13 protein-coding genes are annotated in these 17,096 nt (G+C 33.7%); 1 reads left to right on the top strand and 12 read right to left on the bottom strand.

The features are described from left to right. Positions 1-72 precede the first annotated feature (72 nt). The 9 genes from sdhB to zapA form a co-directional block, all read right to left on the bottom strand. On the bottom strand, positions 73-909 hold the full coding sequence (gene sdhB, locus ACZ267_RS04990; RefSeq protein ID WP_015365172.1) for a succinate dehydrogenase iron-sulfur subunit: 837 nt from the start codon (positions 907-909) through the stop codon (positions 73-75). Continuing rightward, positions 909-2,675 (bottom strand): succinate dehydrogenase flavoprotein subunit, encoded by a 1,767-nt coding sequence (sdhA, locus tag ACZ267_RS04995; protein ID WP_002450644.1) that lies wholly within the window; start codon positions 2,673-2,675, stop codon positions 909-911. Before sdhA ends, sdhB begins: the two co-directional genes overlap by 1 nt. Positions 2,676-2,728: 53 nt before the next feature. Continuing rightward, complete coding sequence (locus tag ACZ267_RS05000) at positions 2,729-3,343, bottom strand: succinate dehydrogenase cytochrome b558 subunit (RefSeq protein ID WP_002466009.1); 615 nt, start codon at positions 3,341-3,343, stop codon at positions 2,729-2,731. Positions 3,344-3,750: 407 nt separating this feature from the next. Beyond that, the gene (gene uvrC, locus ACZ267_RS05005; protein WP_079449140.1) at positions 3,751-5,535 is read right to left on the bottom strand and encodes an excinuclease ABC subunit UvrC; all 1,785 of its coding nucleotides are present in this window, start codon (positions 5,533-5,535) and stop codon (positions 3,751-3,753) included. A 133-nt stretch (positions 5,536-5,668) separates the two neighbouring features. Next, entirely contained in the window at positions 5,669-5,983 is a 315-nt protein-coding gene (gene trxA, locus ACZ267_RS05010) for a thioredoxin (protein WP_002450647.1), read from the bottom strand. Between the two features lie 171 nt (positions 5,984-6,154). Further along, a complete protein-coding gene (locus tag ACZ267_RS05015) occupies positions 6,155-8,503 on the bottom strand; it encodes an endonuclease MutS2 (protein ID WP_047210711.1) in 2,349 nt (782 codons plus the stop codon). Positions 8,504-8,512: 9 nt separating this feature from the next. Next, a complete protein-coding gene (gene polX / locus ACZ267_RS05020; RefSeq protein WP_015365174.1) occupies positions 8,513-10,225 on the bottom strand; it encodes a DNA polymerase/3'-5' exonuclease PolX in 1,713 nt (570 codons plus the stop codon). Positions 10,226-10,304: 79 nt separating this feature from the next. Beyond that, entirely contained in the window at positions 10,305-10,826 is a 522-nt protein-coding gene (locus ACZ267_RS05025) for a CvpA family protein (protein WP_002466000.1), read from the bottom strand. Continuing rightward, positions 10,827-11,093: a cell division protein ZapA gene (gene zapA, locus ACZ267_RS05030; protein WP_002450651.1), complete on the bottom strand. Its 267-nt coding sequence runs from the start codon at positions 11,091-11,093 to the stop codon at positions 10,827-10,829. It lies immediately after the preceding gene. Positions 11,094-11,411: 318 nt separating this feature from the next. Between zapA and rnhC the strand changes: the two genes are divergently transcribed. Continuing rightward, complete coding sequence (gene rnhC / locus ACZ267_RS05035; protein WP_019235867.1) at positions 11,412-12,347, top strand: ribonuclease HIII; 936 nt, start codon at positions 11,412-11,414, stop codon at positions 12,345-12,347. A 68-nt stretch (positions 12,348-12,415) separates the two neighbouring features. On the opposite strand, the gene pheT is transcribed toward rnhC, so the two are convergent. The 3 genes from pheT to ACZ267_RS05050 all read right to left on the bottom strand — a co-directional run bounded on the left by pheT (position 12,416) and on the right by ACZ267_RS05050 (position 17,076). Continuing rightward, on the bottom strand, positions 12,416-14,818 hold the full coding sequence (gene pheT / locus ACZ267_RS05040; protein WP_079449139.1) for a phenylalanine--tRNA ligase subunit beta: 2,403 nt from the start codon (positions 14,816-14,818) through the stop codon (positions 12,416-12,418). Next, positions 14,818-15,876: a phenylalanine--tRNA ligase subunit alpha gene (gene pheS / locus ACZ267_RS05045; RefSeq protein WP_015365177.1), complete on the bottom strand. Its 1,059-nt coding sequence runs from the start codon at positions 15,874-15,876 to the stop codon at positions 14,818-14,820. The genes pheT and pheS overlap by 1 nt, the downstream gene beginning before the upstream one ends. 459 nt (positions 15,877-16,335) lie before the next feature. Next, positions 16,336-17,076 (bottom strand): TrmH family RNA methyltransferase, encoded by a 741-nt coding sequence (locus ACZ267_RS05050; RefSeq protein WP_463680291.1) that lies wholly within the window; start codon positions 17,074-17,076, stop codon positions 16,336-16,338. Positions 17,077-17,096: the final 20 nt, after the last annotated feature.

Below are 17,096 nucleotides of genomic sequence, written 5' to 3' on the forward strand. Positions count from 1 at the left end.
TAATGATGTTTTCATCTAGCAACACATAAAAAAGGGGCACCCCCTAAAAGGGGTACCCCTATAAATTCTATATTAGTCAACTTTGTGGTCAGAACCAAAGAATGATTTAAACATATGGAATGATGTTTCTCTGTTCATTGCTGCAATTGATGTAGTCAATGGAATACCTTTTGGACAAGCATTCACACAGTTTTGTGAATTACCACATTGTTGTAATCCACCTGCACCCATTAAAGCATCTAGGCGTTCATCTTTAGTCATAGCACCAGTTGGATGTAAGTCGAATAAACGTACTTGTGAAATAGCTTGCGCACCAACGAAATCATTTTTTTGAGTTACGTTAGGACAAACTTCTAGACAAACACCACAAGTCATACATTTAGATAATTCGTATGCTGTTTGACGTTTTTTCTCAGGCATACGAGGACCTGGACCTAAATCATACGTACCATCGATTGGAATCCAAGCTTTCATACGTTTCAAGTTGTCGAACATTCTTGAACGATCAACTTGTAAGTCACGAATGACTGGGAATGTACTCATTGGTTCTAAACGTATTGGTTGTTCTAATTGATCAACGATAGCAGAACAAGATTGTCTTGCACGACCGTTAATTACCATCGAACAAGCACCACATACTTCTTCTAAACAGTTCATATCCCATGTTACAGGTGTAGTTTTTTCACCTTTAATGTTAACTGGGTTACGTCTAATTTCCATTAAACAAGCAATGACATTTAAATTTTCTTTGTAAGGAATTTCAAATGTTTCTTCATATGGTTTTGATTCACTATTATCTTGACGTTTAATAATCAATTTAACTGTTTTTTGTTTAGGTTGATTATTTTGATCTTGTGCTGGTTGATTACCTTGAGTTTCTGGAGTGTCTTTTACTGATTGTTCAGCCATTATTTTTTACCTCCTTTAGACTTACTAGTGTAATCACGTTTACGCGGTGGAATTAAGCTAATATCAACTGGTTCATAAGTGAATTTTGGTGCTTCAGTTCTACCTTGGTAGTGAGCCATAGTTGTTTTTAACCATTCTTCGTCATTACGTTCTGGGAATTCTGGTTTGTAGTGTGCACCACGTGATTCGTTACGGTTATATGCACCGATAGTGATTACACGTGCTAATACAAGCATATTCCATAATTGACGTGTGAAGAATACGGCTTGGTTACTCCAAGTTTGTGTATCTTCCATGTCAATATCTTCATAACGTTTCATCAATTCTTGAATTTTCTTATCAGTTTCTAATAATTTATCATTTTCACGTACAACAGTTACGTTTGCTGTCATAATTTCACCTAATTCACGGTGAAGTTTATATGCATTTTCGCTACCACGCATGTTTAATAATTTATCGAAACGTTCTTGTTCTTCTTTAACACGAGCTTCATAGATACTATCATCTAGGTCAGTGTATGAAGTTTCAATTTCATCAAGATATTTAATTGCATTTGGACCTGCAACTGTACCACCATAAATTGCTGATAATAATGAGTTAGCACCAAGTCTATTACCACCATGTTGTGAGAAGTCACATTCTCCTGCTGCAAATAAACCTTTAATATTTGTCATTTGATCATAATCTACATATAAACCGCCCATTGAGTAGTGTACGGCTGGGAAGATTTTCATTGGTACTTTACGTGGATCGTCACCTGTGAATTTTTCATAAATCTCGATAATACCACCAAGTTTAACGTCTAACTCATGTGGATCTTTATGTGATAAATCAAGGTATACCATGTTTTCACCATTGATACCTAATTTTTGGTTAATACATACATCGAAGATTTCACGTGTCGCGATGTCACGAGGTACTAAGTTACCATAGTCAGGATATTTCTCTTCTAAGAAATACCAAGGCTTACCATCTTTATATGTCCAAATTCGTCCACCTTCACCACGTGCTGATTCACTCATTAGACGTAGTTTATCGTCACCAGGAATAGCAGTAGGATGGATTTGAATGAATTCCCCATTTGCATAAATAGCGCCTTGTTGATAAACGATTGATGCTGCTGATCCTGTGTTAATCATTGAGTTAGTTGTTTTACCAAAGATAATACCTGGACCACCAGTAGCCATAATTACGGCATCTGATCCGAATGATTGAATTTCAGAAGTCGTCATATTTTGAGCAACAATACCTCTAGCCGTATTATCGTCATCTTTGACTATACCTAAGAATTCCCAACCTTCGTATTTTGTTACTAGTCCATCTACTTCATAAGCACGAACTTGTTCATCTAATGCATAAAGTAATTGTTGACCTGTTGTTGCTCCGGCAAATGCTGTTCTGTGATATAACGTACCGCCGAAACGTCTGAAGTCAAGTAAACCTTCATTTGTTCTACTAAACATTACACCCATACGGTCTAATAAATGAATAATATTAGGCGCAGCTTCAGCCATCGCTTTGACAGGTGGTTGGTTTGCTAAGAAGTCCCCACCATAAACAGTGTCATCAAAGTGAATCCAAGGTGAGTCACCTTCACCTTTAGTATTTACCGCACCGTTAATACCACCTTGAGCACAAACTGAATGCGAACGTTTTACAGGTACTAATGAGAATAGATCTACATGTGCACCTTTTTCTGCTGCTTTAATTGTTGACATCAGACCGGCAAGTCCTCCACCGACAACAATAATTTTTTTCTCTGCCATAGAAATGTCACTCCCCTGAAATATTAAAACTAAGACTAGTTAATGTGTATTCTTTACATAAATGCAATGATAGCTGATACGCCGATATAAGAAATGATTAAAAATACAATTAACGATACCCATGTGAAGACACGTTGTGATTTTTTAGATTGTAAAATACCCCATGTTACTAAGAATGACCATAATCCGTTAGAAAAGTGGAATACAACTGCAATAACACAAACGATGTAAATTATTGCCCATACTGGATTATGTAGATATTCATGCATCATATTATAATCAACCGCTTTACCGAAGAATGCCTTTTGTAGACGTGTTTGCCATAAGTGCACTGCGATAAAGATGAAAGATAAAATACCACTTGCTCTTTGGAAGAAGAACATCCAGTTTCTGAATAAAGAGTAATGTCCAACATTCTCTTTTGCTGTGAATGCAATGTGTAATCCAAATAAACCATGATATAACAGCGGAATATAGATTAATACAAATTCAACTACCAATAAGAATGGTAATGATTCCATGAAACCTGATGCTTTATTAAAAGCTTCCGCCCCTTGTGTTGCTTGATGATTGACCAATAAGTGAACAATTAAGAATGCACCGATTGGGATAATACCTAATAACGAGTGAATTCGTCTTAGATAGAATTCATTTTTTGATTGAGCCAAAAGGAGTCCCCCCTGTAAACATTTAATTAATTGACTAAAATTATAAAGTTGTATGTAAACTGCCGTAAAAAACCATATAAAATACTAGCTTCTTTTACTTCTTTATTTGGTACTCGTCTCCATTGATTAACTTAAGATACTTTGGAAGCATCCTAATCAAAGTTAAAAAATTAAACAAGTATGGCATAAAAAAGAAAAGGGCTAGTCATGTTATAGATTTCATATAATGATGTCGTAGAATGTCTGTACTATAGCAATTCATGTAACCCTACATGATTGATAACAATTCTCAATTAGAAAACGCTTCCAAACAACTTTAAAAAAATAGCCTTTTGTTAACTATATTGTAACATTATTTAAAGCATTTTTGGACATGAGAATTATTCTCATGTCCAAAAATTGAAATTTTATTTGTTTTGAAGTGCGTGCTGTAAGTTTTTTGCAACATTTTCCGGAAGTCCGGATTTTTTTAATTCTTCTAATGATGCCTCTTTCATTTTCTTAATTGAGCCAAATGTTCTTAATAATTTCGTTTTACGTTTTGCTCCAATACCCTCAATATCATCAAGCACAGATTTAAGTCCTGTTTTCTGTCTTGTCTGTCTATGGAACGTAATAGCAAATCGATGCACTTCATCTTGAATTCGATGAAGTAAATAGAAGGCTTGACTATTTTTCTTTAATGGTACGATTTCTGCACTTGCACCATATAGTAACTCGGACGTTTGGTGTTTATCGTTTTTTTGTAATCCAGCCACTGGTATGTCTAAGCCTAATTCATTTTCAAGAACATCCATAACACCATTCATATGCCCTTTACCACCATCGACAATGATGAGATCAGGCAAAGGTGTACCTTCGTTTAGTACACGTGTATATCGACGTCGAACAACTTCTCGCATTGATTTATAGTCGTCAGGACCTTCGACTGTTTTAATTTTATATTTACGATATCCTTTTTTATCTGGTTTACCATCAACAAAAGTTACCATGGCAGAGACAGGATCCACACCTTGAATATTTGAATTATCGAATGCTTCGATTCTAATTGGTGTCTGAATACCTATTCTTTCACCAAGTTCTTCTATTGCTTTGACCGTTCTAGATTCATCCCTAGCAATCAATTCAAACTTATTATTGAGCGAAACTTCTGCATTATGATTTGCCAAATCAATCATTTCTTTTTTCGCACCACGAGATGGTTGTACAATTTTAGTATCTACAACCGATTGTATGATGTCTTTATCTAAATGTTTCGGAACATGTACTTCTTTCGGTAAAATATGTTGGTTTAAACTATAAAATTGACCGATAAAAGTATAAAATTCTTCTTCTTCAGTTTGTTGAATTGGAATCATCGTAGTATCTCTTTTAATCATATTCCCTTGTCTAATGAAAAAGACTTGAATGCACATCCAACCTTTCGACACGCTATAACCAAAGACATCACGAATCGTATTATCTGTTGACATAATTTTTTGTTTTTTAGTGAGATTATGAATATGTTGGATTAAATCACGGTACTCTTTTGCACGTTCGAAATCGAGAGACTCACTCGCTTTTTCCATGCGTTCTTGTAAATGGTTTAATATTGTTTTGTCCTCACCATGTAAGAAGTCACTAATTTCTTTTGTCATTTGTGCATATTTATCTAAATCGACATCATACACACACGGACCCATGCATTGACCAATATGATAATAAAGACATAATTTATCTGGCATTTTATCGCATTTTCTAAATGGATAAATACGATCTAATAATTTTTTTGTTTCTTGTGCGGAATAAGCATTAGGATATGGACCAAAATATTTGCCAGTCCCTTTTTTAACGGTTCTCGTTACAATTAATCTTGGATGCTTTTCTTTAGTAATTTTGATGAAAGGATAGCTTTTATCATCTTTTAATAAAATGTTATAACGTGGCTGATATTGTTTAATTAAGTTTAATTCTAAAAGTAAGGATTCTGTTTCACTCGATGTCACTATAAACTCGAAATTACGAATTTCACTTACTAAGCGAGTTGTTTTTGCATCATGTGCACCCGTAAAATAAGAACGTAATCGATTACGTAGTTTCTTAGCTTTACCGACATAAATCACTTGATCATTACGGTCTTTCATCAAATAGCACCCTGGCTCCAATGGCACTACATTTAGTTTTGTTTTAATTTTTTCTTGATACGTTTCCATCTATGTCCTCCTCTCTTCGAAAAATTGAATAGCCAACCTTACTCATGTACGTCCTTTATGAGCACGTTAATATAAATAGACAAAACAAAGCTGGAGCATTTATGAAAATGCCCCAGTCTCAGTTTCTATATTCTTATAGATGTTTATCTAATACTTCTGCTAAGTTTTCTTTAGGTTGGAAACCTACTACTTTATCAACTGGTTGTCCGTCTTTAAATACGATTAAAGTTGGAATACTCATTACTTCGTATTTTGCTGCAGTTGATGGGTTTTCATCTACATCTAATTTTAAGATATCTGCTTTACCTTCATAGTCCCCAGCTAATTCTTCTAAAACTGGAGCGATCATTTTACATGGTCCACACCAAGTAGCCCAGAAATCTACCAATTTAACACCAGATTCAATTTTACTATCAAAATCAGAATCAGTTACTTTTACGATTGCCATAATTGCCAATCCTCCTTAATTTTTAAATGATGAGCAAATTATAACAGAATTTATAAGGTAATGCATTGCAATCTGCTTATGCTCGTTTAAAAAAACAATTTTTAAAAGCCTTTTATAGAAGTATCCTCAATTAGGAATACGTTTTTTTAGCATATTACTATGGCTATACTTCTATTTTAGTGATGCGACGGTAACACCAAATCCACCTTCACTAGGCATGCCACCTCTAAATGTTTTCACACTTTTATGTCTTTTTAGATGTTGTTGCACACCTTTTTGTAATGCGCCTGTACCCTTACCATGAATAATATAAACTTGTTCAAAATTACTTAAGACGGCTTGATCTAAATATTGATCTAATTCAATTAAAGCATCTTCATAACGATATCCTCTTAAATCAAGTTCCGTTTTAACTGTTTGTCGGTTAGCTCTTGTGACCATTTTAGTCGGTGTTTCTTTTTTCTTTTTCATTTTTTCTAAATCTTCAATTGGTAATTTCATTTTCAATATTCCCATTTGAACAACCGCTTCTTCATCTCCAACTAACTCGAGCACTTCACCTTTTTGGCCATAAGATAATACTTTAACTTCATCACCAGCTTGGATTTTATCGTATTTTTGTTTTTGGACATTTTGTTTTATTGATTTTGCTTCATATTGATCATCAAGTTGTTTTTTCTTATCTATAAGTTCGTGTTCTTTAACATCCGCACCTTTTTTATCTCTCAGTTCTCTTAACTCTTTAAGAATAGCATCTGCCTCTTTTGTTGCAGATTTTACACGTTGATTTGCTTTTTCTTTTGCTTCATCCATCAATGATTTCTCATAATTTTGATATTGTTGATATTGTTTTTCTAATTCATCATGTGTCGTCTGCGCTTCTTTAACCAGTCTATCTAGTTCAATGCGTTGTTCATCTACATGTTTTGAATTTTTCTCTAATGATTCGATCATATTATTAATTTCTTGTTCATCTGTACCTATCATTGTTTTGGCTTTATTAATTATATTAAGACTCAAGCCCAATTTTTTAGAAATATCAAATGCATTAGAACGTCCTGGGACACCCATTAATAACTTATATGTTGGGCTTAACGTTTCCACATCGAATTCGACGCTCGCATTCATCACGCCTTCACGGTTATAACTATATGCTTTTAGTTCAGGATAATGGGTAGTTGCCATCACTAGAGCACCTAGATTTCTTACATGATCTAATATACTCATAGCAAGAGCAGCCCCTTCACTCGGATCTGTTCCAGCACCTAATTCATCAAATAATATTAAGCTATTTTTATCTGCTTCTTTTAAGATTTCTACAATATTTTTCATATGAGATGAAAATGTAGATAGAGATTGTTCTATTGATTGTTCGTCACCAATATCACAATATACATTCTCAAAGACACTGAGTTGACTGCCATCTAATGTTGGAATAAGCATGCCTGATTGTGCCATAACTATAATAAGGCCTAAAGTTTTTAACGTGACAGTTTTACCACCTGTGTTAGGTCCAGTGATAATCACTGTTTCAATATCATCTACAAACTCAATTGTATTTGCTACAACCGTATTATGATCTAATAAGGGATGATATGCATTAGGTAAATAAACTGTTCTTTCATTATGAAATGTAGGTTTCGTACCTTTGATAGCACGGGCATATCTTGCTTTTGCAATTAAAAAATCAAGATGTCCCATAATCGATTCAGCTAATAATAATGCATCTGATTCAACAGCTACTTGTGACGTTAACTCAGTTAATATACGTTCACGTTCAACTGCCTCATCATTACGCAAGCGACTAATTTGGTTGTTCATTTCTACCACAGATGATGGTTCAATATACAACGTTTGTCCTGATGCAGATTGATCATGAACAATACCGTTAAAATCTTGTCTATATTCTGCTTTTACTGGAATTACATTTCTATCATTTCGAACAGTTACAATTGCATCTGATAATTTCTTTCGGTTGGCCTGACTTTTAACCACACGATCTAAATTCTGTCTAATTCGTTGATTTGTACTTGATATTTTACTTCGAATACTTTGTAACTCGTAACTCGCATGGTCATATAAATCATGGGCGTCACACTTATCATTAATATCCTTAAATAAATCCGTTAAAATGGGTAATTGTGCCATTTGGCTATCTAAGATAGGATATTTAACTTCTTCATCTTCTTCTAATAATTGATTATAAAATGTCTTAAACTGATTTTGAACTTGAATTAAGCGTTTAATCGCATTTAATTCGGTCACATTTAATACACCACCAATAGTTGAACGGTGAATGTACTGTGCTACTTTGGTTAGACCGCTTAAACTTGGCAATCGATGCTTATTATATATTTGTGATATTTCATCTGTTTCATTAATTTGAAATTCTACAGTTTCAAAATCTGTTGCTGGAGACATTTCTGCGACTTTTTCACGTCCTAAATCACTGATAGCTTCGTTAGCTACGAATGATTTTATTTTATCAAATTCTAAGACGTCTAATGTTTTTTGTCTCATGCAATCCCTCTATTTCTTCAATTTTTTATTATCATTGATAAATGATTTAAATGCTTCTCTAGACATCGTATTAATCACACGATCTTTAGTTACAAATCCTTTTTGAGCAGTAGCAACACCATATTTCATAAACTCTAAATGATCAACATGATGCGCATCTGTGTTAATAGTTAACTTTACATTTGGATATTGGCGTACGGTTTGTGCATTTAAGTCTAAACGTTTAGGATTGGCGTTGATTTCTAAGATAGTATTTGTTTCTTCAGCCAATTGAGCTAATTTTTCTATATTAGGCTCATAACCAGGACGTCGCCCAATGATACGACCTGTTGGATGAGCGATATGACGCACATATGGATTATGACAAGCATTTTCTAAACGTTGCATAATTTCCGCTTCTGATTGATTAAAACTTTGGTGAATGGCTGCAATAACATAATCTAGTTGTGCCAATATCTCATCATCATAATCTAAAGAACCATCCGGTAATATATCCATTTCAATGCCAGAGTATATATCAATCTCATCATATTCTTTATTTAATTGCTTAATTTCTTCATTTTGGCGAAGTAAGCGTTCAACTTGTAAACCATTGGCTACTCTTAGACTTTGTGAATGGTCTGTAATCACCATAAATTCATAGCCTTTAGCAATATTAGCCTCAACCATATCTCTAATAGAAAATGCACCATCACTATAAGTTGTATGCATGTGAAGGTCACCTTTAATATCATCGAGTTGAATAATCTGACTTAAATCTTTATCAAATTCACTGCCATCTTCACGCATTGAAGGTTCAATCCATGATACACCGAAATGTTCATAAATCTCCGCCTCGCTATTGAATTGAAGCAATTCTCCATTGGCTTTTTCAATGCCATATTCACTCACTTTTTCATCTTGTGCTTTTGCTAATTGTCTAATACGAATATTATGATCTTTTGAACCTGTGAAATGTTGTAATGTGTGATAAAAAGCTACAGGTTCGATTAATCTAAAATCAACACCGATTGTTTCATCGTCATACTCTAATTCTAACGATACTTTGGTTGACCCAATTGCTACATCTTTAACTTTATTTGGAATATCCAATAATTGTTGCTGAACTTTTTCTGGGTGATTTGTACTAATAATAAAATCCAAATCTTTACTTTGTTCTTTATATCTTCTAAAGCTACCTGCTGAAGCATATTGATCTATGTCATCTAGCCGACTAATATATTCAATGATTTGATGATTGAGCCCTCTCATTTGATCAATCGGATAACTTTCTTTCTTAGCACCTAACGCTTTGACTGCTTCTAAAATATTTTGTTCAGTTTTTTTCGCAAAGCCACTTAATTCACTAACTTTTCCTGTTTCACACGCCTCTTGTAACGATGTTTTATCAGTAATATTTAATTCTTTATATAATTTAGCAATTTTCTTACTACCTAAACCTTGTATTTTCAATAAAGGTACTAATCCTTCTGGCACCTCTTTTTGTAAGTCTTCTAAAGCTGTAGACTGACCATTTTGTCTATATTCATTAATCACATCACCTACACCTTTACCGATACCTTTAAGTTCTGTTACATCTTCTATTTCATCTAATGGTCTTTCGTCAACTTCTATACTCTGTGCCGCTTTTCGGTATGCTGACACTTTAAAAGTATTTTCCCCTTTTAATTCCATATAGGTAGCAATCTTTTCTAGTAATTGAATCACATCTTTTTTAGTCATATACATCTCTCCATAAAAAGAAGACCAGGACATAGCTCATTTTTTCAAATTGTCTGTCCTGACCTCAATATCATTTTCTTTATAAATTTAAAATCATTTGTGAAACATAAGGTGTATGCAATAAAATTTGTTTGGCAAGTAATGAATGTCCTAATTGACCTTGTAACATTGCATTGGGATATAACGCGATTATATAGGTAAATATTTGTATGATTATCACACCAATGAATAGGCTTAAAACAATACCTAAAACGCGGCTTATGATATTTAAAGGTTGATATGCCACTATATTATCAAATGTGACGATGATTAGATATAAAATCAACTTACAGCTTATTGCAATCACAATAAAAGCAATCATTGATTCAAAACGATACTGTAGGTGATTAAAATGAATGGCATATTGTGTATCAAATGCGACAGTCTTTGGAAATGGTAAAAATACAATTAATCGCTGCGCAATCTCTCGATAAAATTGTTGTGCAATCCATAACGATGCAAACGTACTTATAGCATGTATGCTCGAAAGCCATAATCCCCGTCGAAATCCAACAATTGAAACATAGCATAATATCATTAGTACAACGATATCTAATAGCATTTAATCTTCTCGTTGTTTAATCTGATCTAATTCGTGTTGTAATCGACGATTTTCTTCTTCTAAGCTCACTTTGTCATGCATCACGTTCACTGCTGTTAAAATCGCTTTTCTAGTAGTGTCTAAACCTGCAGATTTTCGTCCTAATTCTTTCATTTTCTCATCCACTAAATGTGCAACATGTCTTATATGTTCCGGGCTATCATCGCCGATTATTGTGAAATGTTGATCATTGATTGTAACATTTATCCTATTCTTAAACTCACCCATATCGATATCTCCTGACTTTTAATTAAATTATTCCGTATCTTTATTTAATTTAACCAAAATCATGTTTCTATATTATTTTGAACATAACATAATATTAATGTTTGGTTTTATACATTTACTTATCATTAAACATTATACATGAGTCACCTTTATTTTGTAAGTAGTGAGATGATAAAGAATAACTTTCTATTTATCAAGAGAGTATGAGCCTATCAAGTAATTATTATTTTTCCTTCCGTCATCATTCTAAGGTTATTAATGTTATGATATCATTTGATTATTATGAAAAGATTCTAGCAAAGAGAGGTCTAACACTATATGGCAAACGTTGTCCATAAATTAACAGCAACTGAGATTCAATCATTAATGTCCAAGATTAAATTTGATACATCCCAATTACCTCAAGGTATGAAAGCACGAGCAAAACATAATAACGCTGTGATTAATATTTACAATTCTGGAAAAGTCATGTTTCAAGGAAAAAATGCCGAAATAGTTGCACAGCAATTACTCCCTGAAAAAAGTAGCTCAACACCAAAATCAGCAGCTTCAACTTCTAAAAAAACAACTTCTTCAATTAAATATAATCAATATAACTGTATTGGAAGCGATGAAGCTGGTAGTGGCGATTATTTTGGTCCACTCACAGTATGTGCGGCATATGTCACAAAGGATCACGTCAAGATTTTGAAGGAATTAGGTGTAGATGATTCTAAAAAGTTAACCGACGCTAAAATCGTCGAACTTGCCGAACAACTTGTAACGTTCATACCACATTCCTTGCTCACTCTTGATAACGTCAAATATAATGAGCGTCAACGTGCAGGTTGGTCACAAGTAAAAATGAAAGCTGTCTTACATAATCAAGCAATTGCGAATGTTGTTCAAAAAATTGATGCGCCATCATTAGATTATATTGTAATAGATCAATTTGCGGAACGTGGTGTTTATCAACGTTATGCCTTGTCCGATTTACCTTTCCCTAATAAAACAAAGTTTGAAACGAAGGGTGAATCTAAGTCATTAGCTATCGCAGCTGCGAGTATTATCTCTAGATATGCATTTGTTAAACATATGGATCAAATGTCTAAATCAATAAAAATGGATGTACCTAAAGGTGCTAGCAATAAAGTCGATTTATTCGCTGCAAAAATCATTGAAAAATTAGGTGTCGAGCAACTCGATTCTATTTCAAAAAAACATTTTAAAAATAGAGAGAAAGCACAAATATTAGTAAATAAAAAATATCAATAATTACTATACACAAAAAGGCAAGTTCTACTGTATCCACAATAGAACTTGCCTATTACTTTTATTTTTAATTATCTAATTGTTGCACCTTTTGCTTTAAGTGCTTCAATGATTTGGTCATGTACTTTCGTTACACGTTCATCTGTTAAAGTATTTTCAGTATTTAAATAATATAATCTGATGGCAACTGATTTTTTACCTTCTTCTAAATGCTCACCTTCATATACATCAAACACAAGCGTATCTTGAAGAATATCAGCTCCATTTTGATGAATCGTATTTAATAATTCAGATGCTGGTACATCATGTTCAACTTCTAAAGCAATATCACGAGATACACCAGGATATTTAGGAATTGGTTGGTAATTGATATAACCTACTGATACATTCATCATTTCTTCATAATTCAATTCAAAGACATATGTGCGTTTTAAATCGTTATCAGCAGCTACTGTAGGATGCAATTCTCCGATGAAACCTATATCTTTACCGTTTAAAGATACCAACGCTGTTCTTCCTGGATGTAAACCATTGATTTCTGTAGCACGATATTCAAAATTTAAGTTAAGTTTTTGTGCTACGCGTTCTATGACACCTTTAGCTAAATAGAAATCCACTTTTTCTTTCTTACCTTGCCACTGATTTACTACATAATCACCTGTCATAATACCACTTAAATATTCTACTTCATCAGGCAATTCACCTTCAGCATTACCGAAGAAGACACGACCAATTTCGTATAATTTAACATCTTGATTTTTACGCGCAACATTATACGCAGCTGCTTCAATCAAATGTGGTAATAAACTTTGGCGTAACGTTGAATGTGCCTCGCTCATTGGCATTAATAACTCGATAGTTGGTCTATCTTGTAATGCAAAATCTTTCGCATGTGATTTTGATACAAGTGAATATGTGATTGCTTGGTTTAAACCCGCACCTTCAATTGTTTCTTTAACTGTACGTGTTTTATGCTGACGATCAGTTAATGCACCATTAGTAACATCTTCAAATACAGGTAAAGTTGATGGAATTTCATCATAACCATAAATACGAGCAACTTCTTCAATCAAGTCTTCTTTGATAGAAATATCTTTACGTCTTGATGGTACATAAACAGTAAGCTCATCCTGTTTACTTTCAGTTTCAAATCCTAATTGTTCAAAGATATTTTTAATTGCTTCAGTAGATAAATTAAATCCAATCGTACGATTAATTTTATCTGTTGTAATTTGAATTGGTGTAATGAACGAGCCTAAATCCCCTTGAGCTACGCGATCTTTAAGCACACGACCTGATGCATATGTTTCTAATAAATAACATGCGCGGTCAACTGCTTCGTTAACAAATTCTGTAGCAATACCTTTTTCAAATCGACTTGACGCTTCGCTACGTAAATTTAATCGTCTTGAGGTATGACGAATTGATACTGAATCAAAAATTGCGCCTTCTACAACAACATTTGTTGTATTGTCGCTAACCTCTGAGAAGTCGCCTCCCATCACGCCACCAAGTGCAATTGGAGATTGTCCGTTAGTAATAACAATATCTGACTCAAGTAATGATCTTTCTTGATCGTCTAAAGTTGTCATTTTTTCATCTTGATGTGCTTGACGAACTTCAATATGATTTGAACCAATTTGATCTTGATCAAACATGTGTAACGGTTGTCCATATTCTAATAACACATAGTTAGAAATATCTACAACGTTATTGATTGGTCTGATACCAGCTTTCATTAAACGTGCTTGCATCCATATTGGTGATGGTTCAATAGTGACATTTTTAACGATTCTAGCACTATAATAAGGAACTTTATCGCTATTTTTCACTGTCACTTGTAATTCTTCCATTGCAGAGTTAGCCTCTTCATTACTATTTGTTTCTGGCTTAGTCATTTGTGTGTCGTATAGTGCTGCAACTTCATAAGCTGTACCGACCATACTTAGCGCGTCTGCACGGTTTGGTGTTAAATCAAATTCCATAATTTGATCATTTAAGTACAATGCATCCAATGCATTTGTACCCGGCGTTATTTTTTCAGGGAATACGAAAATACCATTTTCAAACGCTTTAGGTACGACATTACTTGAAATACCAATTTCTTGTAATGAACAAATCATACCTTCAGAGCGTTCACCACGTAATTTAGCTCGTTTAATTTTAATTCCACCAGGTAATCTGCCACCCACTTTAGCAACAATGACATATTGTCCTTCATCAACATTGGGTGCACCACAAACGATTTGTACAGGCGTTTCCTCACCAATATCGACTTGGCAAATATTTAATTTGTCAGCGTCAGGATGTGATGCTTTAGATATAACATGGCCTACCACTAAATTTTTAATATCTTTTGTTAAATCTACTAAATCATCTACCTCAATACCAGTACGTGTAATACGTTCAGCTAAATCTTGAACATCTTGTTCTACGTCAACATAATCTTTTAACCATTCATTTGAAATTAACATTACGCTTCACCTCTATCTTCTACAGCCTTAAATTGATCTAAGAATCGCACATCGTTTGTATAGAAGTGTCGAATATCTTCAATACCGTACTTCAACATAGCGATACGGTCAGGTCCCATACCAAACGCGAATCCAGAGTATTCATCAGCATCAAATCCTGCCATTGTTAATACGTTAGGATGCACCATTCCTGCACCTAAAATCTCAATCCAACCGGTATGTTTACACACATTACAACCTTGGCCTTTACATTTAAAGCATGAAACATCCACTTCTACAGATGGTTCAGTGAATGGGAAATAACTTGGACGTAGACGAATTTCTCTATCTGCACCGAACAATTCTTTAGCTAATAATTCTAATGTACCTTTTAAATCACTCATCTTAATATTTTTATCTACAACTAAACCTTCAATTTGTGTAAATTGATGACTATGCGTCGCATCATCTGAATCACGACGATATACTTTACCTGGACAAATAATTTTCACTGGACCTTGTCCATTACGTTGTTCCAACGTACGTGCTTGTACTGGAGACGTATGTGTTCTCATTAAAGTCTCTTCAGTAATATAAAAACTATCTTGCATATCACGTGCAGGATGTGATTTAGGTAAGTTTAATGCCTCAAAATTATAATGATCCTGTTCTACTTCATAACCATCAACAATTTCATAACCTAAGCCCAAGAATAAATCTTCTATCTCTTCAATTGTACGTGTCAATGGATGTTTTGAGCCTATTTCTATTTGGCGACTAGGTAATGTCACATCAATTGTTTCTTCTGCAAGTTGTTGATTTAACTTTTCATTGGCTAAAATCGTTTGTCTTTCATCTAGTTCTTGTTGAATCGTTTGTCTTAATTCATTCACCTTTTGTCCGTACGCTGGCTTTTCTTCATTAGGTAAGTCTTTCATATTTTTCATTAAACTACTTACCGAACCTTTTTTACCTAAATATTTTACTTTGACATCTTGTAATGCTTTTTCATCATTTGCAGCATTAATATCAACTAATGCTTGTTGTTTTAATTCACTCATATAATCATTTTGAGTCATTTTAACTTCCTCCTTAGTTGCCAGTACATGTTTTTATACTCAGACATTAATATATATCTCAGTCATCTTTCTTTTATCTCACTCCAACAAATAAAAAAGACTCTCGTCCATTAACTGGGACGAAAGCCTTCCGTGGTACCACCCAAATTTATGCTTATGCATACACTTGTATACGTTGCTAACGAAGACGTACTCCGACTTAAATCTCTTTAAGTAGCCAAAAAGATGAAAAAAACTAACCAAAGTTGGAATAATTTTCAGTCACGATTATTCTCCCTTATACAACTTTATACATTAATTTAAGTCTTTTTATAGGCTATTGATTCACTTTTATATAAGTTAATATTTATTGTTATGAATTCATCATTCATTATAGACGATTTAGATATATAGGGTCAACCTACAATCACATCATAGCGCATTATGAAAAAATAAGAATGATTATTTAGTATCTAAAATTTATCCTTTGAGTTGATATAACAAGATACTACCCGCAATGGCTACATTTAAGCTTTCAGCTTGTCCATATATTGGAATCGTTATATTTTGCGTAGTATGTTCTAATAATGCAGGATCTACACCTTCACCTTCATTGCCAAGAATCAATGCAAATGTCTCTTGTGCTTCAACCTCTTTAAAACTTACTGCGTTATCTAATGCAGTGCCATAAACAGGATCATTAAAGGTATTAATGTATGACTGTAATGATTCTGATATAACTGGAATATGAAATACACTACCTTGACTAGCACGTAACACTTTATCTTGATAAGGATCTGCTGTTCCCTTTTCCATTACAATCAGGTCAATACCTGCAGCATCTGCTGTACGAATTAAAGTACCCAGATTACCTGGATCTTGTATTCTATCAATTAATAAAACCTGTTTCGCAGTCGTTATATCATAGTCCGGTTTCTTAATGACAGCAAAAAACCCTTGAGGTGTTACTGTTCCAGATAATGATTCAGCTACCTTTAAATTGATTTCAAATGTTTCATTTGCATACTCAATTAAGCTACTATCCGTTCTACTTGGATCAACAACGAATAATTGTTCAATCACTAAGCCACTTTGATAAGCTTCTTCTATTAAATGTACACCTTCAATAAGTGCTAAACCTGTTTTATCTCGATCTTTCTTTTTCTTCAATTTATTCGCATTTTTAATTTTATTATTCTGTGCAGACGTAATTTGTTCCATATATCTAATCTCCAATGTGA

Source organism: Staphylococcus sp. AC872 (assembly GCF_979255425.1).